At 71.3% G+C, this 22,861-nt stretch carries 15 protein-coding genes; 7 read left to right on the forward strand and 8 right to left on the reverse strand.

What is annotated here, in order from left to right:
- Nucleotides 1–48 precede the first annotated feature (48 nt).
- A complete protein-coding gene (locus ACFYPM_RS27190) occupies nucleotides 49–453 on the forward strand; it encodes a thioesterase family protein (protein ID WP_387202561.1) in 405 nt (134 codons plus the stop codon).
- On the forward strand, nucleotides 450–1,280 hold the full coding sequence (locus ACFYPM_RS27195; RefSeq protein WP_387202564.1) for an MBL fold metallo-hydrolase: 831 nt from the start codon (nucleotides 450–452) through the stop codon (nucleotides 1,278–1,280). The genes ACFYPM_RS27190 and ACFYPM_RS27195 overlap by 4 nt, the downstream gene beginning before the upstream one ends.
- A gap of 258 nt (nucleotides 1,281–1,538) precedes the next feature.
- On the opposite strand, the gene ACFYPM_RS27200 is transcribed toward ACFYPM_RS27195, so the two are convergent.
- Nucleotides 1,539–2,474 carry a PfkB family carbohydrate kinase gene (locus ACFYPM_RS27200; RefSeq protein WP_387202567.1) on the reverse strand — a complete coding sequence of 312 codons (936 nt, stop codon included), beginning with the start codon at nucleotides 2,472–2,474 and terminating at the stop codon, nucleotides 1,539–1,541.
- Nucleotides 2,475–2,585: 111 nt separating this feature from the next.
- A complete protein-coding gene (locus ACFYPM_RS27205; protein ID WP_387202570.1) occupies nucleotides 2,586–3,737 on the reverse strand; it encodes an XdhC family protein in 1,152 nt (383 codons plus the stop codon).
- A gap of 395 nt (nucleotides 3,738–4,132) precedes the next feature.
- Between ACFYPM_RS27205 and ACFYPM_RS27210 the strand changes: the two genes are divergently transcribed.
- Entirely contained in the window at nucleotides 4,133–5,254 is a 1,122-nt protein-coding gene (locus ACFYPM_RS27210; protein ID WP_387202620.1) for a lytic polysaccharide monooxygenase, read from the forward strand.
- An 83-nt stretch (nucleotides 5,255–5,337) separates the two neighbouring features.
- Here ACFYPM_RS27210 and asnB read toward each other — a convergent pair whose 3' ends face one another.
- A complete protein-coding gene (asnB, locus tag ACFYPM_RS27215; protein WP_387202573.1) occupies nucleotides 5,338–7,299 on the reverse strand; it encodes an asparagine synthase (glutamine-hydrolyzing) in 1,962 nt (653 codons plus the stop codon).
- A 128-nt stretch (nucleotides 7,300–7,427) separates the two neighbouring features.
- Between asnB and ACFYPM_RS27220 the strand changes: the two genes are divergently transcribed.
- The 3 genes from ACFYPM_RS27220 to ACFYPM_RS27230 all read left to right on the forward strand — a co-directional run bounded on the left by ACFYPM_RS27220 (nucleotide 7,428) and on the right by ACFYPM_RS27230 (nucleotide 13,471).
- Entirely contained in the window at nucleotides 7,428–8,909 is a 1,482-nt protein-coding gene (locus tag ACFYPM_RS27220) for an aminopeptidase P family protein (RefSeq protein WP_387202576.1), read from the forward strand.
- Nucleotides 8,910–9,651: 742 nt separating this feature from the next.
- Complete coding sequence (locus ACFYPM_RS27225; RefSeq protein WP_387202579.1) at nucleotides 9,652–11,535, forward strand: hypothetical protein; 1,884 nt, start codon at nucleotides 9,652–9,654, stop codon at nucleotides 11,533–11,535.
- Nucleotides 11,536–11,836: 301 nt separating this feature from the next.
- Nucleotides 11,837–13,471 carry a hypothetical protein gene (locus ACFYPM_RS27230; RefSeq protein ID WP_387202582.1) on the forward strand — a complete coding sequence of 545 codons (1,635 nt, stop codon included), beginning with the start codon at nucleotides 11,837–11,839 and terminating at the stop codon, nucleotides 13,469–13,471.
- Nucleotides 13,472–13,543: 72 nt separating this feature from the next.
- On the opposite strand, the gene pulA is transcribed toward ACFYPM_RS27230, so the two are convergent.
- The 5 genes from pulA to ACFYPM_RS27255 form a co-directional block, all read right to left on the reverse strand.
- Nucleotides 13,544–19,039, reverse strand: a complete 5,496-nt coding sequence (gene pulA / locus ACFYPM_RS27235) for a pullulanase-type alpha-1,6-glucosidase (protein WP_387202585.1) — start codon at nucleotides 19,037–19,039, stop codon at nucleotides 13,544–13,546.
- A gap of 109 nt (nucleotides 19,040–19,148) precedes the next feature.
- Complete coding sequence (locus ACFYPM_RS27240; protein ID WP_387202588.1) at nucleotides 19,149–19,847, reverse strand: cellulose binding domain-containing protein; 699 nt, start codon at nucleotides 19,845–19,847, stop codon at nucleotides 19,149–19,151.
- An 88-nt stretch (nucleotides 19,848–19,935) separates the two neighbouring features.
- Entirely contained in the window at nucleotides 19,936–20,571 is a 636-nt protein-coding gene (locus ACFYPM_RS27245) for a hypothetical protein (RefSeq protein WP_387202591.1), read from the reverse strand.
- Between the two features lie 154 nt (nucleotides 20,572–20,725).
- Complete coding sequence (locus tag ACFYPM_RS27250) at nucleotides 20,726–21,115, reverse strand: hypothetical protein (protein WP_387202624.1); 390 nt, start codon at nucleotides 21,113–21,115, stop codon at nucleotides 20,726–20,728.
- A gap of 37 nt (nucleotides 21,116–21,152) precedes the next feature.
- On the reverse strand, nucleotides 21,153–21,932 hold the full coding sequence (locus tag ACFYPM_RS27255) for a hypothetical protein (protein WP_387202594.1): 780 nt from the start codon (nucleotides 21,930–21,932) through the stop codon (nucleotides 21,153–21,155).
- Between the two features lie 19 nt (nucleotides 21,933–21,951).
- On the opposite strand from ACFYPM_RS27255, the gene ACFYPM_RS27260 reads away from it, so the two are divergent.
- A complete protein-coding gene (locus tag ACFYPM_RS27260) occupies nucleotides 21,952–22,140 on the forward strand; it encodes a hypothetical protein (protein WP_387202597.1) in 189 nt (62 codons plus the stop codon).
- Nucleotides 22,141–22,861: the final 721 nt, after the last annotated feature.

Consider the following 22,861-nt stretch of genomic DNA (forward strand, 5'->3'; position numbering starts at 1 on the left):
CGCCGGGCGCGTGCTCACCGTGTCCGCCGAACACCTAGGCTGACGACCATGCAGGAGCAGCCCGAGCCGGCCTTCGCGCCGGGTCTGACCGCCCAGGTCGAGTTGACCGTCACCGACGCGGACACCGCCCAGGCGGTCGGTTCCGGGGACGTACCGGTGCTGGGCACTCCCCGGGTGCTGGCGCTGGCCGAGGCGGCCACCGTCGCGGCGACGGCGACCGGGATGCCGCCCGGGTCGACGACCGTGGGCACCCGGGTCGAGTTGGAGCACCTGGCGCCGACCGTGGTCGGCCGGACGGTCCGGGCGCAGGCGCTGCTGGCGACCGTCGACGGTCGCCGGCTGTCGTTCGAGGTCACGGTCAGCGACGGTGACCAGACGGTGGCCCGGGGTCGGGTGGACCGGATCCTGGTGGATCGGCAACGCTTCGTCGAACGCGCCGGGCGTCCGTCGTGACCACCGGGTTCGTCGAGGTCGCCGACCGGGTGCACGTGCTTCGCGAACCACTGCTGCGGGTCAACGTCACACTCGTCGTCGGGGACGACGAGGCGCTGCTGGTGGACACGCTCTCGTCGGCCGCGCAGGCCACCGACCTGGCCGCAGCCGTCCGGACGGTCACCGACCGCCCGTTGACGCTTGTCAACACCCACCACCACTACGACCACTGCTTCGGCAACGCCGTCCTGGCCGGCGACCCACCCCGCCCGGTGTACGCGCACGAGCTGGCCGCCACGGCGCTGCGCACGGACCCGGAGGGGCTGCGCCGGGAGGCGTACGCGGAGCTGCGCGAGGAACACCCGGCGCTCGCCGCCGAGCTGGCCGACACCCCGCTGCTCGCCCCCACGCACACCGTGCACACCGAGACGTCGCTCGATCTGGGTGGCCGGCGGGTGCTGCTGCGCCACCCGGGGCGGGGACACACCGACGCGGATCTGGTGGTGCACGTGCCGGACGCCGACGTGCTGGTCGCCGGGGACCTGGTGGAGCAGAGCGGCCCGCCCGCCTTCGAGGACGCGTACCCCCTGCGGTGGCCGGACGCGGTCGCGGACCTGCTGCGGCTGACCACCGCGCGCACGGTTGTGGTGCCGGGTCACGGCGACCCGGTAAACGTCGAGTTCGTCCGCGCCCAACATGCCGACCTGGTGAGGTTGGCCTGGCTGATCCGGGCCGCGCACACCGGCAGCGCGCCGCCCGAGAGGGTGGCCGCGGAGGCTCCCTTCGGCGCCCGCGCCGCCCTGGTCGCCGCCCGCCGCGGCTACCAGGAGCTGGACGGCGAAATCTAACCCCCACCCCCACCCCCCACCCCCCACCCCCCACCCCCCACCCGCGTCGATCTTGCAGTTTGTGTCCCGACATAAGGGGCACAGCGGGACCGAACGGCGACAGAAAGTGCAAGATCGACGCGCGCGGGGTGGGGTGGGGCGCGCGCGCGGGGTGGGGTGGGGCGCGCGCGGGGGGTGGGGTGGGGCGCGCGCGGGGGGTGGGGTGGGGCGCGCGCGCGGGGGGTGGGGGGCGGGGCGGGGGCGGGGTGGGGGCGGGGGCTAACCCGCGAAGCGGCGTTCGACGTCGGCGCGGGTGGGCATGGCGGTGGCACCGCCGGGGCGCTCGCAGACCAGGCCCGCCACCCGCAGCGCGAACGCGACCCGCTCGACCCAACCTGCCGGGGAGTCCGGTTCGCCGTCGTTGAGCAGGTCGGCGATCAGCGCGGCCAGCACCGAGTCGCCGGCGCCGGTGGCGTCGACCGCGTCGACCTTCGGTGCCGGCACCCGGACCGGGTCGGCGTCGGCGGCGGCCAGCACCGCGCCGGCCGCGCCGAGCGTCACCACCACCGTGGCGGCCCCCAACTCGCGCAGATACGCGGCCACCCCCTCGACCGGTTCACCGGGATAGAGCAGCCCGGCGTCGGCGGAGCTCAGCTTGACCAGGTGCGCGCCGGGGGCGAATTCGGCCACCACCTGGCGGAGCCCGTCCAGCGCCTCCGGCCCGGCCAGCACCCGGGGGCGCACGTTCGGGTCGAAGACCCGCAGACCCGTGGCGAGCGACCAGGCGCGCCGGGCGGCGGCCAGCGGGCCGGGCTGGAGCAGCGCGATCGAGCCGCAGCAGACCACGTCGGCGCCCTCCACCAGCGCGAGGTCCAGGTCGTCGGGCCCGAGCAGGCCGTAGGACGCCGGTTCGCCGTAGAAACGGAAGTCGGGTTCCGGCCCGGCGTACGTGACCACCGCGAGCGTGGTCGGCGCCGGCACCGTCACCGCACCGGCCACCCCGACGTCGGCGGCGCTGAGGAAGGCGCGGATCCGGCCGCCCAGCACGTCGTCGCCGAGGGACCCGACGAACTGTGCCGCGCCGCCGAGGCGGGCCACCCCGACGGCGACGTTGAGCGGCCCGCCGCCGACCGCCTGCCGGTAGACCCGCTCCCCGTCGCGCTCGGTGTCGAGCAGGTCGACGAGTGCCTCGCCGAGTACCACCGCGTAGCCCATGGGAGATCCTCTCGTCGTCACCAACCACCGGCCGCCGCACGCCGAGCCGATCGCCGTGCCCCCAGGCTGGCACAGCGCGCCGCCCGGCGGGCACCGAAGCGGTGCACGGGGCTACCTGGGCCGGTGGACCGGCCCGTCGAGCGCCGCGAGGGGGCGACCGCTGCCACCCCAGCGGGCCGCGACGATCTGCGCGGCCACACTCACCGCGGTCTCCTCCGGGGTACGACCACCGAGGTCCAACCCGATCGGCGAGGCGAGCCGGGCGAGCTGCTCCGCGCCGAGCCCCGCCTCGCGCAGCAGTTTGTGCCGCTCGTCGTGGGTGCGCCGCGAACCCATCGCGCCGACGTACGCCAACCGGTGGCGCAACGCCAGTTCCAGCACCGGCACGTCGAACTTCGGATCGTGGGTGAGGACACACACCACGGTCCGCCCGTCGGTCCGGCCCGCGTCCAGCTCGTCTCGCAGGTAGCGGTGCGGCCACTGCACCACCACCTCGTCGGCCTCGGGGAAACGCCGGGCGGTGGTGAAGACTCCTCGGGCGTCGCAGACGGTGACCCGGTAGCCGAGGAACGCGCCGATCCGGGCCACCGCGGCGGCGAAGTCGATCGCCCCGAAGACGATCATCCGAGGCGGGGTGGCGTACGCGGTCACGAAGAGGCTGATCCCGCTGCCGCGGCGCTGCCCGTGGTAGCCGTACCGGAGCACCCCGCTGTGCCCGGCCGCGAGCAGCCCGAGGGCGTCGACGCGGGCGGCGTCGTCGAGCCGGTCGTCACCCAGCGACCCGATCGGCAGTTGGCCGGTCAGCACCAGTCGCCGGCCCAACCGCCGAGCTGGATCGGTCGGCACCGCGCCCGGTGGATCGCCGGCGTCGGCGGCCACGCAGGTGACCACCGCCGCCGGTTGGCCGTCCCGGCGGGCGGCGGCGACCGCTGCCAGCCCCGGCAGGGCGCTGGCCTCGACGCGCTCCACAAACACGTCGAGGATGCCACCGCAGGTCAGACCCACGGAGTACGCGTCGTCGTCGCTGATGCCGTACCGGATCAGCTCGGCGGCGCCGGTGTCCAGGACCCGGCGGGACCGTTCGTAGAGGTCCGCCTCGACGCAGCCGCCGGAGACGCTGCCGGTGACCGTGCCGTCGGTCGCCACCGCCATCGCCGCGCCGGGCGGTTGCGGTGCGGAGTGCCAGGTGGCCACGACGGTGGCCAGCGCGACCGGCTCACCGCAACGGCACCGGCGCAGCACCTCGTCGAATACGTCCGGCACCGGCCGCCGCCTCTCCGCCTCCGTCGTCCCCGTCCGCAGGATATGGCGTTCGGCGGCGGCCGGCGGGTCAACTCATCCATCGAGGAACAGCTATTGCGCTGGCACGGCGTGGCGTGATGGGATGACGTCTACCGGGCGGTGCGAGGGCTGCCGCGCCACCGGTTGCCGGGTTCGACACACGCGAGGGCGCCGGTCCCTGACAGGACCGTTGATGGCACGCGTCCACCGGCTGGGCTTCCGCCGGGGCACGTCGCCGTGATCGTCGCACCGCTCATTTCAGCGGGGCGAGCAGGCCACGTCCCGTCCGTTCGCGGCGGGGCGGCTCGGGCGGCGCGCCTCGCGAGTCAGGAGAACCCGTGAACCGTTCCCGTACGGCCGCGTTGCTCACCGCGGCCATGACCCTCGCGCTGGGCGCTGTCGCCCTGGCGTCCAGTCCCCAGCCCGCCGCCGCGCACGGCGCGGCGATGACCCCGGGCAGCCGTACCTACCTGTGCTGGCAGGACGGCCGCAGCCAGACCGGTGAGATCCGGCCGAACAACCCCGCGTGCTCCGCCGCGGTGGCGCAGAGCGGGGCGAACTCGCTCTACAACTGGTTCAGTGTGCTGCGCTCCGACGCTGGCGGCCGGACCACCGGTTTCATCCCGGACGGGCAGCTGTGCAGCGGCGGCGCCACCGGTTTCCGCGGCTACGACCTGCCCCGCACCGACTGGCCGCTGACCCACCTGACCGCCGGGTCGCGGCTGGACTTCAAGTACAGCAACTGGGCGCACCACCCGGGCACGTTCTACTTCTACGTGACCAAGGACAGCTGGAGCCCGACCCGGGCGCTGGCCTGGAGCGACCTGGAGCAGCCGTTCCTGACGGTGACCAACCCGCCGCAGCGCGGCGCGGTCGGCACCAACGACGGGCACTACTACTTCAGCGGCAACCTGCCGTCGGGTAAGAGTGGCCGGCACATCATCTACTCCCGCTGGGTGCGTTCGGACTCGCAGGAGAACTTCTTCGGTTGCTCCGACGTGACCTTCGACGGCGGCAACGGTCAGGTGACCGGGGTGGGTCCGGGTACCGGTTCGCCGTCGCCCGACCCGACGACCCCGCCGCCGGACCCGACCACGCCGCCGCCCAACCCGACCACGCCGCCGCCGGACCCGACCACCCCGCCACCGAACCCGACCACCCCGCCACCGAACCCGACCACGCCAGCGCCGGGCGGTGACTGCATGGCGGTCTACAAGGTGGTGGGCACTCCCTGGCAGGGTGGCTTCCAGGGCGAGGTCACGATCATGAACCACGGCAGTACGCCGTTCAACGGCTGGACCGCGAGCTGGACCTGGCCCAACGGGCAGGCGATAAGTCAGATCTGGGGCGCCACCCAGACGTCGTCCGGCTCGTCGGTGACGGCGACGAACGTCAACTACAACGGCACCGTCGCGCCGGAGGGCACCACCACGTTCGGCTTCCTGGCCAGCAGCACAGGAACGAACGGACTCCCGACGGTCACCTGCGCCCGCAAGTAGCCGTCACCACCCCCTGGAATGATCAAGAGGTTTGCGTCACCGGAACTGCTCCGGATGACGCAAACCTCTTGGTCAACAGGGTGTCAGCGGACCATCGAACCGACCACCGGCTTCGTGAGCAGGGCGGACTGGTTGCGCTGGATGCCCGGGTCGAGGGTCTTGGCCACGAAGATCGCGTGCCAGATGCAGAAGATCAACACCGTCCACACCTTGCGGGAGTGGTCGGCCTCCTCCCGCTTGTGCTCGTCGAGCAGCCGCAGCGCGTACGACAGGTCGAGCAGGTCGCCCGCGCCCGAGGTGCTCAACACGTGCCGGGCCCACTCGTACATCTCGCCGCGCAGCCAGACCCGGGTGGGGGTCGGGAAGCCCAGCTTCTTGCGGTTGACGATCGCCGGCGGCACGACACCCTGCAACGCCTGACGCATCGCGTACTTGGTGGCGTCGGAGCGCGGCGGCAGCTTCAGGTCCACCGGGATCTTCGCCGCGACGTCGAACACCTCGCGGTCGAGGAACGGCACCCGCACCTCCAGCGAGTGCGACATCGAGATCCGGTCGGCCTTGACCAGGATGTCGCCGCGCAGCCAGGTGTAGAGGTCGACGTACTGCATCTTGGTGACGTCGTCCAGCTCGGTGCACTCGGCGTAGATCGGGGCGGTGACGTCGGTGTAGCGCACCGAGGGGTCGTAGCGGCGCATCAGGTGCTGCTTCTCCTCCTCGGTGAACATCCGCGCGTTGCCGTAGTAACGCTCCTCGATCGGGGTGGTGCCCCGCTCCAGGAAGCTCTTGCCCTTGACCCCCTGCGGGATCGCCTTGGAGACCGCGCGCAGGCCCTTCTGCACCCCGCCGGGCAGGCCGTTGACGGTGCCCAGCGACAGCGGCTCCCGGTAGATCGTGTAGCCGCCGAAGAACTCGTCCGCGCCCTCGCCGGAGAGCACCACTGTGACGTGCTCGGCGGCCTTCTTGGCCACGAAGTAGAGCGGCACCAGCGCCGGGTCGGCCACCGGGTCGTCCAGGTGCCAGACGATCTTCGGCAGCGCGTCGATCATGTCCTGCGGACCGATCTTGGTGGGGATCGTCGTGACGTCCAGGTGCCGCGCCGACTCCTGGGCGACGTCGATCTCGGAGTAACCCGGGACGTCGTAGCCGACGGTGAAGGTGAGGATGTTCGGGTTGAACTCCCGGGCCAGCGCCACCACCGCTGTCGAGTCGATGCCACTGGACAGGAACGAGCCGACCGGCACGTCGGAGCGCATGTGCATGCGCACGCTCTCCCGCAGCGTCTCCCGGATCTCGTGGTAGAGCTTCTGCTCGTCGTCGACAGGCGCCGGCCGGAACACCGGCCGGTACCACCGCCGTACGTCGATGCGCCCACCCGGGGTCCAGTTCAGGTACTCCCCCGAGCCGATCCGGCTGATGCCCTTGTGCAGGGTGCCGGGCTCGGGGACGTACTGCAGGGTCAGGTAGTGGCTGAGGCTGGCTCCGTCGACGCCCGCGTCACCCTGGTAGCTGCTGTGCGCGAACGGCAGCAGCGCCTTCTTCTCCGACGCCAGGTAGAGCCCGTCGGCGGTCTCCAGGTAGTGCATCGGCTTGATGCCGAAGTAGTCGCGGGCACCGAACGCGCGCCGCTCCTGCCGGTCCCAGATGACGAAGGCGAACATGCCCCGCAGCCGGGTGAGCACCTGCTCGCCCCAGAAGTGGTAGCCCGCCACGATCACCTCGCCGTCACCGGCGGTGGCGAACTGCGCGCCGAAGTTCCTGATCAACTCCTCGCGCAGCTCGATGTAGTTGTAGATCTCACCGTTGAAGGTGAGCAGGTAACGGCCGTTCGCGTAGGGCAGCGGCTCGTGACTCGACGCGACGTCGATGATGGCCAGCCGCTTGTGGGCGAACACGCCGTCCGCGTACCGGCCGGAAGCGTCGCCGACCACCTCGACCCCGGTCTCGTCGGGGCCGCGGTGGTGCAGGCATTCCAACGCTCCGGCGATGTGGTCGCGGTGCGCGGCGGCGTTACCGTTCGCGCTGAAGAAGGCCAGAAGTCCGCACATGGTGGTCATCTTTCCACGCGCGCTGTCGGCCCGTCGCAGCCGTCCGTCGATCCGACTCCCGGGGTCGCCAACGGGAACCGGGCGCGCGGTACCGTCGAGATCAGCAACGAGGCGGAGGGAGCGGCGCAATGACCGAGGGACAAACCGACGGTACGCCGACGGACGGCACGGAATCGCACGATCCGGACTTCCCGGAGGCGTTCCTGTCCTTCATGCGGCAGGGCTGGCGTGACACCGCGCTCCCCGTGACGCCCCGCCCGGAGACGCCCAACTACGCCAAGCGGCGTGCCGCGCTCTCCGCGGCCTTCCCGGGCGAGACGCTTGTCATCCCCACCGGCACCGAGAAGGTCCGGGCCAACGACACCGACTACCCGTTCCGGCCGGGCAGCGACTTCGCCTACCTGACCGGCGACCACGACGCCGACAGCGTGCTGGTGCTGCGCCCCAACGGCTCGGGGCACGACGCGACGCTGTACATGCGGCCCCGATCGTCCCGGGAGACCGACGAGTTCTTCCGCAGCCGCAACGGCGAGCTGTGGGTGGGCCGGCGACACACGCTCAGCGAGAAGTCGACCGAGCTGGGCCTGCCCACCGCCGACCTGACCGGCCTGGAGGCGACCCTCGCCGACCTGGCGCCGGGGCGTACCCGGGTGTTGCGCGGTTTCGACACCCAGGTGGACGCGGCCGTCCGTGGCTACGACGGACCGCGCGCCGAGGGCCAGCCGGCCCGCGACCGGGAGTTGGCGATCGCCATCTCGGAAATGAAGCTGGTCAAGGACGAGTGGGAGATCGGCCAACTCCAGGATGCGATCGACGCCACCGTCCGCGGCTTCGAGGACGTGGCCCGGATCCTCCCGGCCGACCGCGCGGTGTCCGAGCGGCTCCTGGAGGGTGTCTTCGCGCTGCGGGCCCGGCACGACGGCAACGACGTCGGGTACAGCTCGATCGTCGGCGCCGGCGAGCACGCCACGATCCTGCACTGGGTGCACAACCACGGCTCCACCCGACCGGGTGACCTGCTGCTGATGGACATGGGCGTCGAGGGCCGCAACCTCTACACCGCCGACGTCACCCGGGTCCTGCCGGTCAACGGCCGGTTCACCGCGCTGCAACGCCAGGTCTACGACATCGTGTACGCCTCGCAGCAGGCCGGCATCGACGCCATCCGCCCCGGCGTGAAGTTCAAGGACGTCCACCTGACCTGCATGCGGGTGCTCGCCGAGGGCCTATCCGAGCTGGGCCTGCTGCCGGTGAGCGTGGACGAGGCGATGGATGAGAAGTCGACCGTCTACCGGCGGTGGACGCTGCACGGCTTCGGCCACATGCTCGGTATCGACGTGCACGACTGCTCCAACGCCCGCAAGGAGACCTACCGCGACGGCGCGCTGGGCGAGGGCTACGTGCTCACCGTCGAGCCCGGCCTGTACTTCCAGCCGGAGGACGAGCTGGTCCCCGCCGAGCTGCGCGGCGTGGGCATCCGGATCGAGGACGACGTACTGGTCACCGCGACCGGCGCGGTGAACCTGTCGGCTGGGCTGCCGCGCACCTCCGACCAGGTGGAGACCTGGCTGGCCGAGCAGCGTGAGGCAGGCCCCCGCCTGCCCGGCTGACCGCCCCACCAGCCCCGCCACCCGACCACCGCACCGGCGCCGCCGCCAGCCGACCACCGGCCCGGCGACGCCGGTGCGTCGTTGTCGAAGACCTCCGGCCCCAGCCCAACGCCAGTGCGCGGTTGTCGAAAGACCTCCGGCCCCCGTCAGCGCCGGTGCGCCGTTGTTGACGAGACCTCCGGCTCGGCCAAGCACCGTGTGCTGGCGCCGCCCCGGCAGCGGCAGCCCACACCCGTGACGGCCGACCACACCCGTAGCGGTCGACCACACCCCGTGACGGTCGACCACACCCCGTGACGGTCGACCACACCCCGTGACGGTCGACCACACCCCGTGACGGTCGACCACACCCGTGATCCACTCGACTTCACGGAAACCGCCCCATCCAGACCGCACGAACACCGCCTTTTGCTGAAACCCGAGTGGATCACGCCCTTGGGCAACGCCTGCGGCGTGGGCGGCGGTCGGCGGGCGGCGGGCGGCGGGCGATGCCTGTCCCGCGATGGCGGTGACAGACGCCCGTCAGAGCCGTCTTTGCGCTGCTCACACCCTTTTCACCGGCCCGGACCGGCTGCCCGTCCTCATCCGTCTTGCGCCAAATGCGGGGTTATCTCGGATAAGTCCGCGTCGCGAAGATGGTTCTCATACGGTGGGGATCAGAGGCTGCAAGCCATTTGTAGCTGGTCGTGGCGCCTCGGGCGGTGCGATCCCGTCTGGTAGCAGGAGAGGGCGGAAGGCTCTGATGTCCAACGACGTAACGAGTACCGACGGCGGGGCCTCGACGGCTCCGCCAACACGACGACGGCGGGCGCTGTGGGTCGCCGGCGTTGCCGGGTTGACCGGCGTGGTCGGTCTGGCGGCCCTCGGCGGTGTGGCCGCCCGGAATGACAAGCCCAAATCCGACCAGGTGTCCGACGCGCAGCCGTCGACCAACCGGCAGAACATCAGCGACGCTGGCGGTGCGGACGAGAACGACGCCAAGGAAACCGACGCTCAGGACCACGAGTGGGGCGGCGACGACTGGAGCGGCTTCGACGACCGGTCCGGCGACGACAAGCGCCAGGACGACAAGCGCGACGAGAAGGACCGTGGCAGGCAGGTCCCGTGCGACACCGACAAGCTGATCCAGGCGATCACCTTCGCCAACAACGAGGACGGCGGCGTGTTGGAGCTGGCCAAGGGCTGCACCTACACGCTGACCCGCAACCAGGACGGCAACGGCCTTCCGGTGATCACCGAGAACATCACCCTGAAGGGCGAGCACACCACCATCGGCCGGGAGGCCACCGCCGACTACTTCCGCATCCTCAACGTCGGCCCCGGCGGGCACCTCACCCTCAAGGGCCTGAGCATCAGGGGCGGCCAGACCCTTCAGTCCCCGATAACCGCCGACCCGGCGACGGTCTGGGCGCCGTACTCGGCTCTGACCCGCTCCACCACCACCGGCACGGCAGCGAAGCCCGCACCGGCACCGGCGACCAAGGCAGCACCCGCCGCCAAGGCCGCCGCACCAGCGGCCAAGGCGGCACCAGCCAAGCCCGCCGCAACAACAGCCGCCAAGGCAGCAGCGAAGCCCGCCGCAACAACGGCCGCCAAGGCAGCACCCGCCACGGCACCCGCGGCCAAGGCGGCAACAGCAACCAAGGCCGCACCGGCCACGGCGGCGGCAACCACGGCCGCCAAGGCGGCACCGGCCACGCCCGTGGCGGCCAAGCCGGCGCCGGCCGGGTCGGCGGTGACGCCGCTGGTCGAGGAGCCCGGGTTCACCGACGGTGCCGGGGTGCTGGTGCAGCCCGGTGGTCGGGCCGAGATCCTGGACAGCGAGTTGCTCTACAACCAGTCCGGCAGCAACGGCGGTGGGCTGGCCAACTTCGGCAGCACCCGGCTCAGCAAGACGACGGTCGCGCACAACACCGCCTTCCTCGTCGGCGGCGGCATCTTCAACGCCGGCGTACTCCAGGTCGACGAGTCGAAGATCAAGGACAACACCGGAATCATCGGTGGCGGTGGCATCTCCAACGGCGCGCCGGCGATTCGCAGCGAGGGCGTTGTGGGCGGTTCGGTCTGGGTCTACAAGAGTGAGGTCACCGACAACGACACGCTCGGCTTCGGCGGCGGCGTGCTGGATGTCGAGGGCACCACGACGCTGCACCAGACGACGGTCGGTGACAACACCGCGGTGCTCGAGGGTGGTGGCATCGCGGTGGCGGACAGCCAGCTCACCCTCAAGGACGCCACGGTGGCCAGGAACAGCGCCGCTCGCGAGGGTGGCGGCCTGTTCGTGAGCTCCGACAGCGTCGCGACGATCGAGAGCAGCAGGATCAAGGACAACACCTCGGGCTTGTCCGGCGCCGGCCTCTACAACGACGACGGCGTCACCACGCTGCGCGACAGCGAAGTGGTGGGCAACCGGGCCGTCGGTCCGTTCGCCCGCGGCGGCGGCATCGTCAACGCCGATGGGAGCGAGGTCAGACTCCACCGGACGACTGTGGCGCACAACTTCTCCACCCTCGAGCCGGGGGGCATCTTCAACAGCATCGGCGGCACCGTGACGCTTGACGACGAGTCCGCGGTCACTGCCAACCGCCCGACCAACTGCTTCAACGTTTCGGACTGCTTCGCCTGATCGGGTGGGGCTGAACCACATAGAGAGGTACGCCCCTCCGCGCCGTCAACGGCTCGGAGGGGCGTACCCGTTTTGGCAGGTCAAGAGGGGTCTACGGCGTCCTGGGCGGCAGTGGGTCCGGCGGGGTGTCCCGACCCTTCCCGACGCGACATGAACCGAATGTGGGGTTCTCTCGGATAAGCCCGCGAGGCGAGGAACCTTCTCATACGGTGGTTTTGGGAGCTACAACCGATTTGTAGCAGGGGACACCCGTCTGACGGCGGCGACCCTGTCTGGTACGAGGAGAGGGCAGAGAGCTCCGATGTCCAACTACCTAACGAACAACGAAGCCTCCGGGCGGGCGACGGCCAAGCGCCGCCGCAAGCTCTGGCTCGCCAGTGGCGTGGCCGGTTTGACGGGCGTGATCAGTCTCGCGGCGGTTGGCGTCGCGGGCAGCGCCGGAGCGGTCGGCCTGAACTGGAACACCGCGCAGGTCAGCAAAGACGGCGACCAGCGGGGTGACGAGGGGCGCGAGTGGGACAAGGACAAGGGCCGGGACAACGACAAGGACCGGGACAAGGACCACGAGCGCGGGAAGGAGGTGCCCTGCGACACCGACAAGCTGATTCAGGCCATCGTGTTCGCCAACAACAAGCACGGCGGTGTGCTGGAGCTGGCCAAGGGCTGCACCTACAACCTGACCCGCAACGACTACGAGGGCAACGGCCTTCCGGTGATCACCGAGAGCATCACCCTCAAGGGTGAGCACACCACGATCTCCCGGGAAGCCACGGCGGACTACTTCCGCATCCTCAACGTCGGCGCCGGTGGTCACCTCACCATCAAGGGCCTGACCATCAAGGGTGGCCAGACCATCGAACTGGAGAACAGCGTCGAGCCGGCCGCGGTCTGGGCGGCCTACTCGGACTCCGAGGCGCTCGCCGCGCAGGTGAAGGCGGGCACCCCGTTGGCCCAGGCGCTCAGCACCCGACAGGCCAACCCGAAGGCAGGCCTGAAGGCCGCGCCGAAGGTCACCAAGAAGGTCACGCCGGGCGTCGTCACGCCGCTCGTCGAGGAGCCGGAGGAGAACGACGGCGCCGGCATCCTGGTCCAGCCGGGCGGCACCGCCGAGATCCTGGAGTCCGAGGTCGTCCTGAACCAGTCGGGCGGCAACGGCGGTGGCGTGGCCAACTTCGGCACCACGAAGATCTGGCACAGCACCGTCACCCGTAACACCGCCTTCTTCTTCGGTGGCGGTGTCTTCAACGCCGGCCTGCTCAAGGTCGAGGAGTCGAAGATCACCGACAACACCGCCGTCATCGGTGGTGGCGGTATCTCCAACGGCGCCGCGGAGATCTTCACCGACGACGTCGACGGTGGGACCGTCGAGCTCAAGAAGGCCGAGATCACCGACAACGAGACGCTCGGCTTCGGCGGCGGCTACCTCGACATCGAGGGCAACACCACGGCGTACGAGACGAAGTTCGCCTCGAACACCGCGGTCCTCGCCGGTGGCGGCCTCGCGGCGGCGGACAGCCAGCTCAACCTGCACCACGTCACGATCGAGAAGAACAGCACCGCCGGTGTCGGTGGCGGTGTGGCCATCGCCTTCGACAGCGTGGTCACGTTCGAGCAGAGCAACATCAAGGACAACACCGCCGGCTTCTTCGGCGGCGGGCTCTTCAACGCTGGCAGCGTCACCACGCTGCGCGACAGCGAGGTCGTCGGCAACCGGGCCGTGGGCCCGATCGGGGTCGGCGGCGGCATCTTCAACATCTTCGGCGAGGTCAACCTGTCGAAGACGAAGGTCGCCCACAACTTCTCCACCTTCGAGCCGGGCGGTGTCCTCAGCTTCTTCGGCGAGGTAAACGTGGACGACAAGTCCGCCATCACCGCGAACCGTCCGACGAACTGCCTGGCCATCCCGGGCGGCACCATCGAGAACTGCTTCGCCTGATCGATCAGGTAGCGCCAGCACAACGCACCGGCCCCCTTCCGCGCCACGCGGAAGGGGGCCGGTTCACGTTCGCTACCGCTGGACGAACACCGCCACGCTGCGCGCCGGGACGCTGAACGTGCCGGCCGCCCGGTGGAACGAGGCGGTACGCAGCGCCCGATCGGCCGAGTCGACGAGCACCGGGTGCAGCGCCACATCCGCACCGCGCAGGTCGGCCACCGTCTGCGTCGCCGTCTCCGGGGTGCCGTTGAAGACGACAGTCACCGACTGCCACGCCCCGCCCAGCCCCCGGGCGTCCAGCGTCATGGTCAGCACGCCCGGCGTCTCCTGCTCCCCGGACAGCGGGAACGCCACCCGCCGCTGCACCTGCTCGGCGGTGGCCAGCCCGAACACCGGCGACGACGCCCGGATGCGCAGCAACTCGGCGTACCGGGCGTTCGTGGTGTTGATCGCCGCGCAGTCCGGCACCAGCGCAGGGTCCGCCAGCAGCGGCAACGCGTACGACCACTTGTCCTCGTTGTCGGGCGCGGGCGGCAGACCGGCGCCGAACCCGTTGCCCCGTTCACAACCCCAGCGAATCTGGTTGAACCAGTCACCGGAGTTGAACGAGTTGCGGTCCAGCGACTTCGACCGCAGCCGCTCGGTGCCGGCGGTGACGAACCCGGTGCCCTGTCCCAGCACCACAGTGCCCAGCGCCAGCACCTGCATCCGGGAGCGGTCGGTCGCCGAGGTGGCCTGCGGCAGCTTGTACGCCAGCGCGTCGTACAGGATCTCGTTGTCGTGCGCGTCGACGTAGGTGACGGCCTCCCCCGGCGCGGCGGTGTAGCCGGCCGGGGAGCCGTTGTAGTCCACCTGCGCCCCGGTGACCTGCCGCCCGGCGGTGTCGGTGAACCGGTAGCCGCCCAGGTTGCCGGTCAGCCCCACCTTGATCAGGTCGTGGGCGTGCAGCAGGCGCGCCTTCTGCTCGGCCGCCGACCCGTTGACCGTGTCGCCGTTCGGGTCGGTGTAGAGCCCGGACGCGAAGCCCTGCACCCGTGGGTTGGTGTCGAACGGTCCGCCGCCGCGCACCGCGTCGCGCAGCCGGTCGTTGAAGGTGCCGATGCCGGTGCCGGCCATGTTGGCCTGGGTGGCCTGGACGAAACGGGCGTCGTTGGCGACCTCGCCGAAGTTCCAGCCCTCGCCGTAGAGCAGGATCGACCGGCCGTCCACGCCTTCGCGGGCGACGGTCAGCCGGTCCAGCGCCTGGCGGACGGCCAGGATGTTCGCCTTCGGGTGGTGACCCATCAGGTCGAACCGGAAGCCGTCCACCTTGTACTGCCGCGCCCAGGTGACGAGCGAGTCCACGACCAGTTTGCCCATCATGGTGTGCTCGGGGGCGGTGTTGGCGCAGCAGGTGGAGTTGGCGACCGTGCCGTCCTCCAGCAACCGGTGGTAGTAGCCGGGCACGATCTGGTCGAGCACCGACTTCGGGTCGGTGCCGGCCGCGGCCGTGTGGTTGTAGACCACGTCCATGACGACCCGCAGCCCGGCGTCGTTCGCCCCGGCGACCATCCGCCGGAACTCGGTGGTCCGCGCCGCCCCGGCCGGGTCGACGGCGTAACCGCCCTCGGGCACGGTGTAGTGCAGCGGGTCGTACCCCCAGTTGTAGCCGTCGGTGTCGGCGACCGCCGCCACGCACTTCTGCTGTTCGGCGGAGTCCGGCGGGAGCGCGGCCAGGTCGCAGGCGGGTTGACGCTGATCGGCTCGCTGCTCCGGGATCGTCGCGAAGTCGAACGCCGGCAGCAGGTGCAGGTGGCTGACACCGGCGTCACCGAGGGCCTTCAGGTGGGTCATGCCGGCGGTCATCGGGTCGGTGAAGGCGAGGTACGTCCCCCGCCGCTCGGCCGGCACGGTCTCGTCGGCGATGGAGAAGTCCCGCACCGACAGCTCGGTGATCTGCACCTTCGCCGGGGGCACCGGAGCTGGTTTGCGTCTCGTCCGCCAGCCCGCCGGGGCCAGCGCCGGGTCGTTCAGGTCGACCAACTGGCTGTGCGTGGAGTCCGCGGCGAGGGCCACCGAGTACGGGTCGGTCACCGCCGCGGTGACCATCTTCTGTACGGCGGGCTGCCACGCCCGCACCTGGTACCGGTAGTACTTCCCGACCCAGCTCCGGTCGCCGCGCGCCGACCACACACCGGTGCGGTCGTCACGCCGCATTCCCACGGTCCTCGGCGACGCGGTGGGCGAGTCGAACACCTGCAACGCCACCGTCCGCGCGGTCGGCGCCCACAGCGCGACGCTCGGCGTCCGGCCCGCGAACGTCGGCCCGAGGGTGGCGTCGGCGGCCCGCGCGTACACGTCGTCGAGCACACCGGGGATCTGCACGGCGGTCGCCGCGAGCAGGGCACCCGCCGCGTCGCGCTCGGTCACCAGCACCTGCCCGCGCAGCGCCGCCGGGACCTTGGCCAGGTCGCCCCGGTCCAGGGCGAAGCTACGGTACGACCACAGGTGCGGGAACCTCGTGCGTTGGGCCTCGGTGAGCCCGTTGCGCTGCGCCCGCAACGGCAACGTCGTGTACGCCCCGGTCAGCTCCCCGTCGACCACGCCGACCCCGCCCTCGGGCGCGACGACGAGCGCGTACGTCCTGCCGTCGGTCGGCGACGTCTGCCACGCCACGGTGGACCTGTCGATCCAGTGTGCCTTCTGCTTGCCGATGTCGGTGTCCCCGCTGGCGGTGGTCGTCGTCGTCGGCAGCAACCGGCCCGGCGTGGCGGCGAGCAGCCACACCTCCCGGCCCGTGCCGGCCAGGTCGAGCCGCTGATCCTCGGGCAGATCCTTGGTGTCACCGTTGTGGATGATGTAGTTCAGCGCGGTCGCGCCGGCCGCCAGCGGCACCTGGAACACCGCCCCGAACGCGTCGGTCCGGACGGGCTTCAGCGGCGTCGACCACTCGGTCGGGTTGGCCGCGCCGTCCCACACGTGCAGGCCCCAGCCGTCGTAGGTGTTGTCGGCCCGCCGGTAGTGGATCACCGCGGTGCCCTCCTCGACCGGCGGGTCCGGCTCACCGGTGGCCGCCTGCCGGGTCGGGTAGATCGTCGGGTCGCCCTGTTTGAGCCAGATCTCCCCGGTGGAGGTCACGTCGATGCTGCGGTCCTGGGCGACGTCCTTCGCACCAGTCCTGTCGACGACCAGGAAGTTCACCGACGTCGCGCCCGGCTTGAGTTTCACCCACGTGAACCGGCCGTAGGAGTCCTCCCCCGCGAACGGCTGCCCGCTGGGCCACTCGGTGACGTACGCCGGGTCGATGTCACCCCAGGCGTACAGCCCCCAGTCGTCGTACCCACCCGCGGGGCGCTGGTAGTGCACCACCGCCCAGTCCCGCGAACCGCCGGGCGGGGGCGTACCCACGGTGGCGGTGGACCGGGCCGTCGCGGTGCGGCCCCGGCCGTCGCGGACCACCGCCTTGTACTCGATCCGGGTGCCGCCGGCCAGGCCGGTCAGGTCGTGCTGCACGGTGTACGGCGCGTGGTCCGCGCTGCCCAGCAACGTCCACCGCCCACCCGCGACCCGGGCGGCGACGGTGACGGTGGCGAGGGGGTCACCTGTCACCTGGGCGGTGACCGCTGCCCGGGTGGCGACCGGCGCGTCCGGGGCCGGGCTGGTGATGGTGATGCGCGATGCGGCGACCGGGCGCGCGATCGGGGTGCCGGCCCGGTACACCACCGCGGACAGCGGCGGCACGGTCACGCTCAGCTTGCCGTCGGCGCCGGCCCCGGCAGTCTGGCTGCCGCCGTAGATGCCGGTGAAGGTTGCGCCGGCCGACCAGGTGTCCACGGTGACAGTCTGCGCGGTGTCGGCGTTGTTCACCGCCACCACGTACTCCGTCCGGTCGGCGGGGGCAATCCGGGCGGCGGCGAACACGCCCGGGCCGTCGGCGGCGTACCGGGTGACCTGCACACCGTCGCGCAGCCCGGGGTGCGCCTGGCGCAGCCGGCCCAGCTCGGCGATCGTCCGGTACAGCGGGTGGCCGGTGTCGAACTGGTCGCTGGCGTGGGTGCGGTCGGTGCCGAGCAGGTCGTCGTCGAGGTAGTCGGGCACCGACGAGGCGAACATGTCCTGCCGGGCGTCCTTGTCCCCGCCGGGTCCGGTGAAGCCCTGCTCGTCGCCGGAGTAGATCACCGGTTGGCCCCGGGTCAGGAACATCAGCTGGTGCGCGAGCTGGTCGCGGCGCAGGTGGCTGGCCGGGTCGGTGCCACCGCCGGCGATGAACGAGCCGATCCGGCCCATGTCGTGGTTGCCGAGGAAGGTGGGCGACCGGCCCGCGTCGGTGTCCCGGGCGGCGTAGAGGTCGTCGCGGGCGTACACGTCGGCGAGCGCCTTCGCCGAGCCGGCGCCGGCGGTGTACCCGCGCGCGGCCTCCTGGAAGGCGAAGTCGAGGGTCGCCGGCAGGCCACCCTGCCGCACGTAACGGGAACTGATCTCCGGGTCGGCACTGTAGACCTCACCGAACATGAAGAAGTCCTTCTTGCCGGCCTTCTCGGCGGCCCGCTCGATACCCTGGCTGAACTGCGGCCAGAACTCCATGTTGACGTGCTTCACGGTGTCCAGCCGGAACCCGTCGACGCCGATCGCGCCAATCCAGTCCCCGTACGCCTTGGTCATCCCCCGGACCACCTCGGGCCGCTCGGTCCACAGGTCGTCGAGGCCGAAGAAGTCGCCGTACTCGCTGTTCTCGCCCGCGAAGGTCGAGTCTCCCCGGTTGTGGTACATCGTCGCGTCGTTCAGCCACGCCGGAACCTTGACGCTCGCGTCACCCGGCTCCGGAAGGACCGGGGTGTACGGGAAGGACTCCTTGTCGACCGGCGGGAACGCGCGGCTGCCGTCGGCGTAGTTGCGGTCCTCGAACGCCCGCCCCTGCGCGTCCGTGTACGGCGAGGTCGCCTTGTCCACGTACGCGTACGTGTCCTCGGCGTACTTGATGACGTCGGCGGTGTGGTTGACGATCACATCGAGGTAGATCTTGATGCCGCGCCGGTGGGCGAGCGTGACCAGCCGCTTCATCTCCTCGTTGGTGCCGAAGTGCGGGTCCACCTCGGTGAAGTCGGTGATCCAGTAGCCGTGGTAGCCGGCCGAGATGTCGTTGCCGGCACCCTGCACCGGCCGGTTCTTGAAGACCGGGGCGAGCCAGATGGCCGTGGTGCCCATCCCCTGGATGTAGTCCAACCTGTCGATGACGCCCTTGAGGTCACCGCCGTGGTAGAAGCCCTTGTCGGTCGGGTCGAGCCCGGTCCGCAACCGGTCACCGGTCAGCCCGCCCTGGTCGTTGCGGGGGTCACCGTTGGCGAAGCGGTCCGGCAGGACGAAGTAGAACTGCTCGGCGCGCGCCGAATTGTCGCCCGCCTTCAGCAGCGCCTCGGCGGTGGGTTCGGCACGCCACTGCGCGGCGCCGGTGGGGGCGGACGCGGCGGCGTCCGAGGGCCGGACAGCGGCGGCGGCCGGATGCGCGGCGACCGGAGTGCCGACAAGCGTGAGGGTGAGCAGGGGGACGAGGGCCAGCAGGGCGGTGCGCGGTATCGGCGTGGGTCTCATCGACGCCTTCCTCTGGTCGTGATGCGCCGCACGCTAACCCTTGCCGAAACATTCTGCAATGCCTTGCAAACACGGTCGTAACACAGCAGCATCCTTGCGGAAGCGCCGCTCAGAATCCGCTACAGCGCACCCCGTCGACAGTGCACTCGCGGGGGGTGCTGGAAGTCCGCTCCAGGTGGAACCGCAACGACACCGACCCACCGGGGCGCACGTCCACCCCACTGACGTAGGTGAAACCGTCACCGGACTCGCGAAGCGTCCCCTGTGGCACGCCCTCCACCCAGGCGGTCACCAACCGCCCACCGGAGAACTCCAACCGGACCGTCCACCCACGACCCTGCGGGGACCGGTTGATCATCGACACCTCGCCGATGAAACCCCCGTCGAAGCTCTGCACCACCCGGTACCGCCCACTCATCGCCGGCTGCCCCTGCGGAGCCCGACTCGGTGACCGCGTCACCACCGGCCCACTGGCCGTCGCGCCGACAGACGGGCCGACCGACGGCGACGGCGACCCCGCCGACGCGCTCGGCGGCAGCCCGCTCGCCCGCCCGGACAACCCCGGGCGCACCGGCGGAGGCGACGACGCCGGGCCGGGAGCGCTCGGCAACCCCACCCCCGTGGGCAGCGGCACCACCGGGGGCACCGGCGCGCCGGCCGGCGCGGGACTACGCCCCCGGTACGCGCCCAGGGCCATGAAGAGCAGGACCACCATCACGAGGACACCAACGCCCACCACGATCCAGGGCGACGACACGATCGCGGCCCGACCGTGCGACAGCCACGGGGCCCGACGCATTCCGGACATGTACCTCCCTCAGCGCACCGTCCGGGCAGCCTAGCGATCGGCGGCCGGAGCCGGAAGCGCCAACGACACGCCCCGGTGCCCTCCCGGCTCAGCCGAGCCGGCAGTCGACCCCGTTGATCGTGCACCGGAGCGGCCGCTGCGCCGACTCACCCCAGCCGACCCGCAGCCGCACCGTCCGAGAGTCACCCGCCTCCAGCGAACGCGTGCCGCGCACCACGAACTCGCCGTTCCCCCGACCCCGCACCGCGACACCCGAGTCGTCAGTGGCCCGCAGAGCCCACAGGTCGTCGTCGAACGCCAACTCCACCGACCAGTCCACCGACCGACCCGACTCGTTCGTTATCGACAGCACCGCGGCGTCGCCGCCCCAGCCGTTCTCACCGACCTGGTACCGGGCACCCACCGTGCCGTTGGTCGGCCTGACCGGCACGACCGGCACCGCCGGAGCACTCGTCCGCAGCGGAGTCGGCGAACTGGTCACGGTGGTGGCCCGCGGCGACGGCGTCCGACTACTGCGCGACGGCCGCGGCGACACCGAGCGCCGCTCCACCGCGGCCGGACTCGGCCCACCGCTGGCCGACGAGGCAGCCGGCACGGTCGGCAGGAACACCGTGGGTGCGGCCCACGGCGCGACGTCCCGCTCCCTGGTCCGGAACGACAGCAGCGCGATCACCAGGAGCACCACCAGCGCGCACACACCGAGCAGCACCACGACCCACGGCATCGATGCCAACACCCGCGCCGCTCGTGTCCCTGCCGCACCGTCCGGCCGCACCGCCATCAGGTCTCCCCTCGTCCCCACCGACGCGACAGCGTAGCCAGCGGCGCACGGACCGGAAACCGGGCGGGTACGGATCGGGCCAACCGGCCCGGGTCGGTCAGCCCGTCCGGACAACCGTGCAGATCAGTGGTCCACCATTCGCAAGCCGCAGCAGGTACCGGTACCGCTCCCCCGGCACCGCCTGCCCCCGACTGTCCAGGAACTCCCACTCCACGACCACCATCGTCAACAACGCGGACAGCGGCTGCACGTCCTCGATCCGGGCGTGGGCCGCGACCAACTCCCGGTCCTGGTAGTCGGGCGCGGCACCCACGAAGGACAGCGCCACCGCCGCCGCGGACGTGAACGAGAAGCTGTAGGTGTCGGCCACCACCAACCCCGGCAGGGCGTAACAGCCAGCGATGGCCGGCAGGTCGCCCGAGGTCAACGCCACGCCGTACCTGTCGAAGAAGTCGGCCAACGTGTCAAGATCCGTGGAGGCGTTCACGGTCACCGCAGTTGCCAGTCTCCGCCCAGGTCAAACCTCAGCGCGGCGGCACCCGTACCTCGATCTCCGAACCCAACCGGGCGTCGCCGGCCAGGCCAAGGTCGTCCCCACTCCAGAACCGCCCCGGGTCGTACCAGTTCGGACGCCGGCCCGCCGGCAGCAACCCCATGGCCTCATAGGTCACCGCCACCACCTCGGCGCAGTACGCCGTCTCCAACGCCCGGTCCCGCTCCCCCGCCGACGTGGCCGTGCTCCCGGGGGCGACCGCGCTGCCAGAGGCGACCGCGCTGCCGGGGGCGGCCGGGGTTGGCGCAGGTGTTGGCCGAGCGGGGCGCGACAGCGCGGACAGGCGGCCGGGGAGCGCCAGCGCGGACAGGCGGCCGGGGAGCGGCAGCGTCGGCACCCGACCACGTACCCAGCGCCACGCCAACTGCGCCGTCGACGGGAACGGCGTGCCGTCCAACCGCGCGATCGTCCGCAGCACCGCCCGCTCCATCTCATCGTCGGCCGGCGGGTCGAGTTGCCGCAGCCAGGCACGTTGGCCGTACCGGTTGGCCCAGACGCAGACCGCGTCCCGTAGGTCGTGCAGTTGGACGCCGCGCTGGTGGGTGCCCGACCACAGGTCCGGCAACGACCTGCCCAGCTCCGCGTGCCACATCAACGGGGGCATGTCGTCCAGCACGACCGCCATCCCGACGTGGTTGACCGGGCTGTTGGTAATGGACTGGATCGCCCGGTCCGGCACGCTGCGACCCCGGAACACCCACACGTCTCCGGTACGGGTCAACTCGACGGCCTCATCCAGGCTGATGCTCATGAGGGACTAGCCTAGGCCGATGCGGCAAGGATTGCGGTGGTGGAAGGTCCTCGGTCTGGCCGGTCTCGCTGGCGTGGCGGCCTCCGGCGTGGTCATCGCGCGGGCCGAACGACGCCGGCGCGCGTACACCCCGGAGGAGATCCGGCAGCGCCTGCGGGAACGGCACGCCCAGGCCGGCGACGCCACGAAGCCCGCAGACGGCGCCTGACCAGCTCGACCGACTCCCGCACCACCGCGCCCTCGGGCCTCCCTCCTGGACGGTCGTCGCGACGGTAGCGGTCGCGCTGGTGCGCGTGCTGCCGACCCCTTCGGCACCTCCCGCTCCTGGCGGCAGGTCGACCAGGTCGTGGGGATTTTTGCCTGATTCGCCGATATTTAGGCGGTAGTCGGATGCGCGGCCGGGATGCGGAAGGCGTGCCCCGTTTCGGGCCGGAACCGGACACGGGCATGGTCCACTCCCGTTTGCCGAAATCGCGGTGTCCGGGCCGCGCCGACACCGCGATATTCCTGACCGCGAGTGGATCATCGTGCGCTGCCCACGGGGTGGGAGCACCGCGTGAACGATTCGTTCTGTCTGGGGGGTTTCGTCCCATGGTCGGGGTCACCATGGCGGCGGAATGGGGGGCCGGGCCGGGTCGTTATACCTGGCATGCCACCGCGACCGTCGGGTCGTTGGTGTGCGGCAGCCGCCGGGAACACCCGCCGGGCCGCCACGGTTACATCCCCCGCAGGACCGAGCACCACAACCCGGCGAGCCCCTGGCAGACGGAATGCCACGCCGGCGCGAGCCGTTACACCGCTACCCGATGCCGGCCCCCGTTGTGGGCTGCCGGGCACGAACTTCTCCCACACCACCACCCACCCCCCGGGTGTGGTGCGGGCACCCCCGATGCAGAGGAGCACGCCATCATGCGTACCGATCTGATCCG

This window comes from Micromonospora sp. NPDC005203 (assembly GCF_042872705.1).
Taxonomy (GTDB): domain Bacteria; phylum Actinomycetota; class Actinomycetes; order Mycobacteriales; family Micromonosporaceae; genus Micromonospora.

What these genes read in the sequence shown, in the direction of transcription:
- ACFYPM_RS27225 (WP_387202579.1), top strand. Translation starts at nt 9,652, where the DNA reads ATGTCCAACGACGTAACGAGTACCGACGGCGGGGCCTCGACGGCTCCG.
- ACFYPM_RS27210 (WP_387202620.1), top strand. Translation starts at nt 4,133, where the DNA reads ATGACCCTCGCGCTGGGCGCTGTCGCCCTGGCGTCCAGTCCCCAGCCC.
- ACFYPM_RS27255 (WP_387202594.1), bottom strand. Translation starts at nt 21,932, where the DNA reads ATGAGCATCAGCCTGGATGAGGCCGTCGAGTTGACCCGTACCGGAGAC.
- ACFYPM_RS27240 (WP_387202588.1), bottom strand. Translation starts at nt 19,847, where the DNA reads ATGTCCGGAATGCGTCGGGCCCCGTGGCTGTCGCACGGTCGGGCCGCG.
- ACFYPM_RS27190 (WP_387202561.1), top strand. Translation starts at nt 49, where the DNA reads ATGCAGGAGCAGCCCGAGCCGGCCTTCGCGCCGGGTCTGACCGCCCAG.
- ACFYPM_RS27230 (WP_387202582.1), top strand. Translation starts at nt 11,837, where the DNA reads ATGTCCAACTACCTAACGAACAACGAAGCCTCCGGGCGGGCGACGGCC.
- pulA (WP_387202585.1), bottom strand. Translation starts at nt 19,039, where the DNA reads ATGAGACCCACGCCGATACCGCGCACCGCCCTGCTGGCCCTCGTCCCC.
- asnB (WP_387202573.1), bottom strand. Translation starts at nt 7,299, where the DNA reads ATGTGCGGACTTCTGGCCTTCTTCAGCGCGAACGGTAACGCCGCCGCG.
- ACFYPM_RS27260 (WP_387202597.1), top strand. Translation starts at nt 21,952, where the DNA reads ATGCGGCAAGGATTGCGGTGGTGGAAGGTCCTCGGTCTGGCCGGTCTC.
- ACFYPM_RS27200 (WP_387202567.1), bottom strand. Translation starts at nt 2,474, where the DNA reads ATGGGCTACGCGGTGGTACTCGGCGAGGCACTCGTCGACCTGCTCGAC.
- ACFYPM_RS27245 (WP_387202591.1), bottom strand. Translation starts at nt 20,571, where the DNA reads ATGCCGTGGGTCGTGGTGCTGCTCGGTGTGTGCGCGCTGGTGGTGCTC.
- ACFYPM_RS27220 (WP_387202576.1), top strand. Translation starts at nt 7,428, where the DNA reads ATGACCGAGGGACAAACCGACGGTACGCCGACGGACGGCACGGAATCG.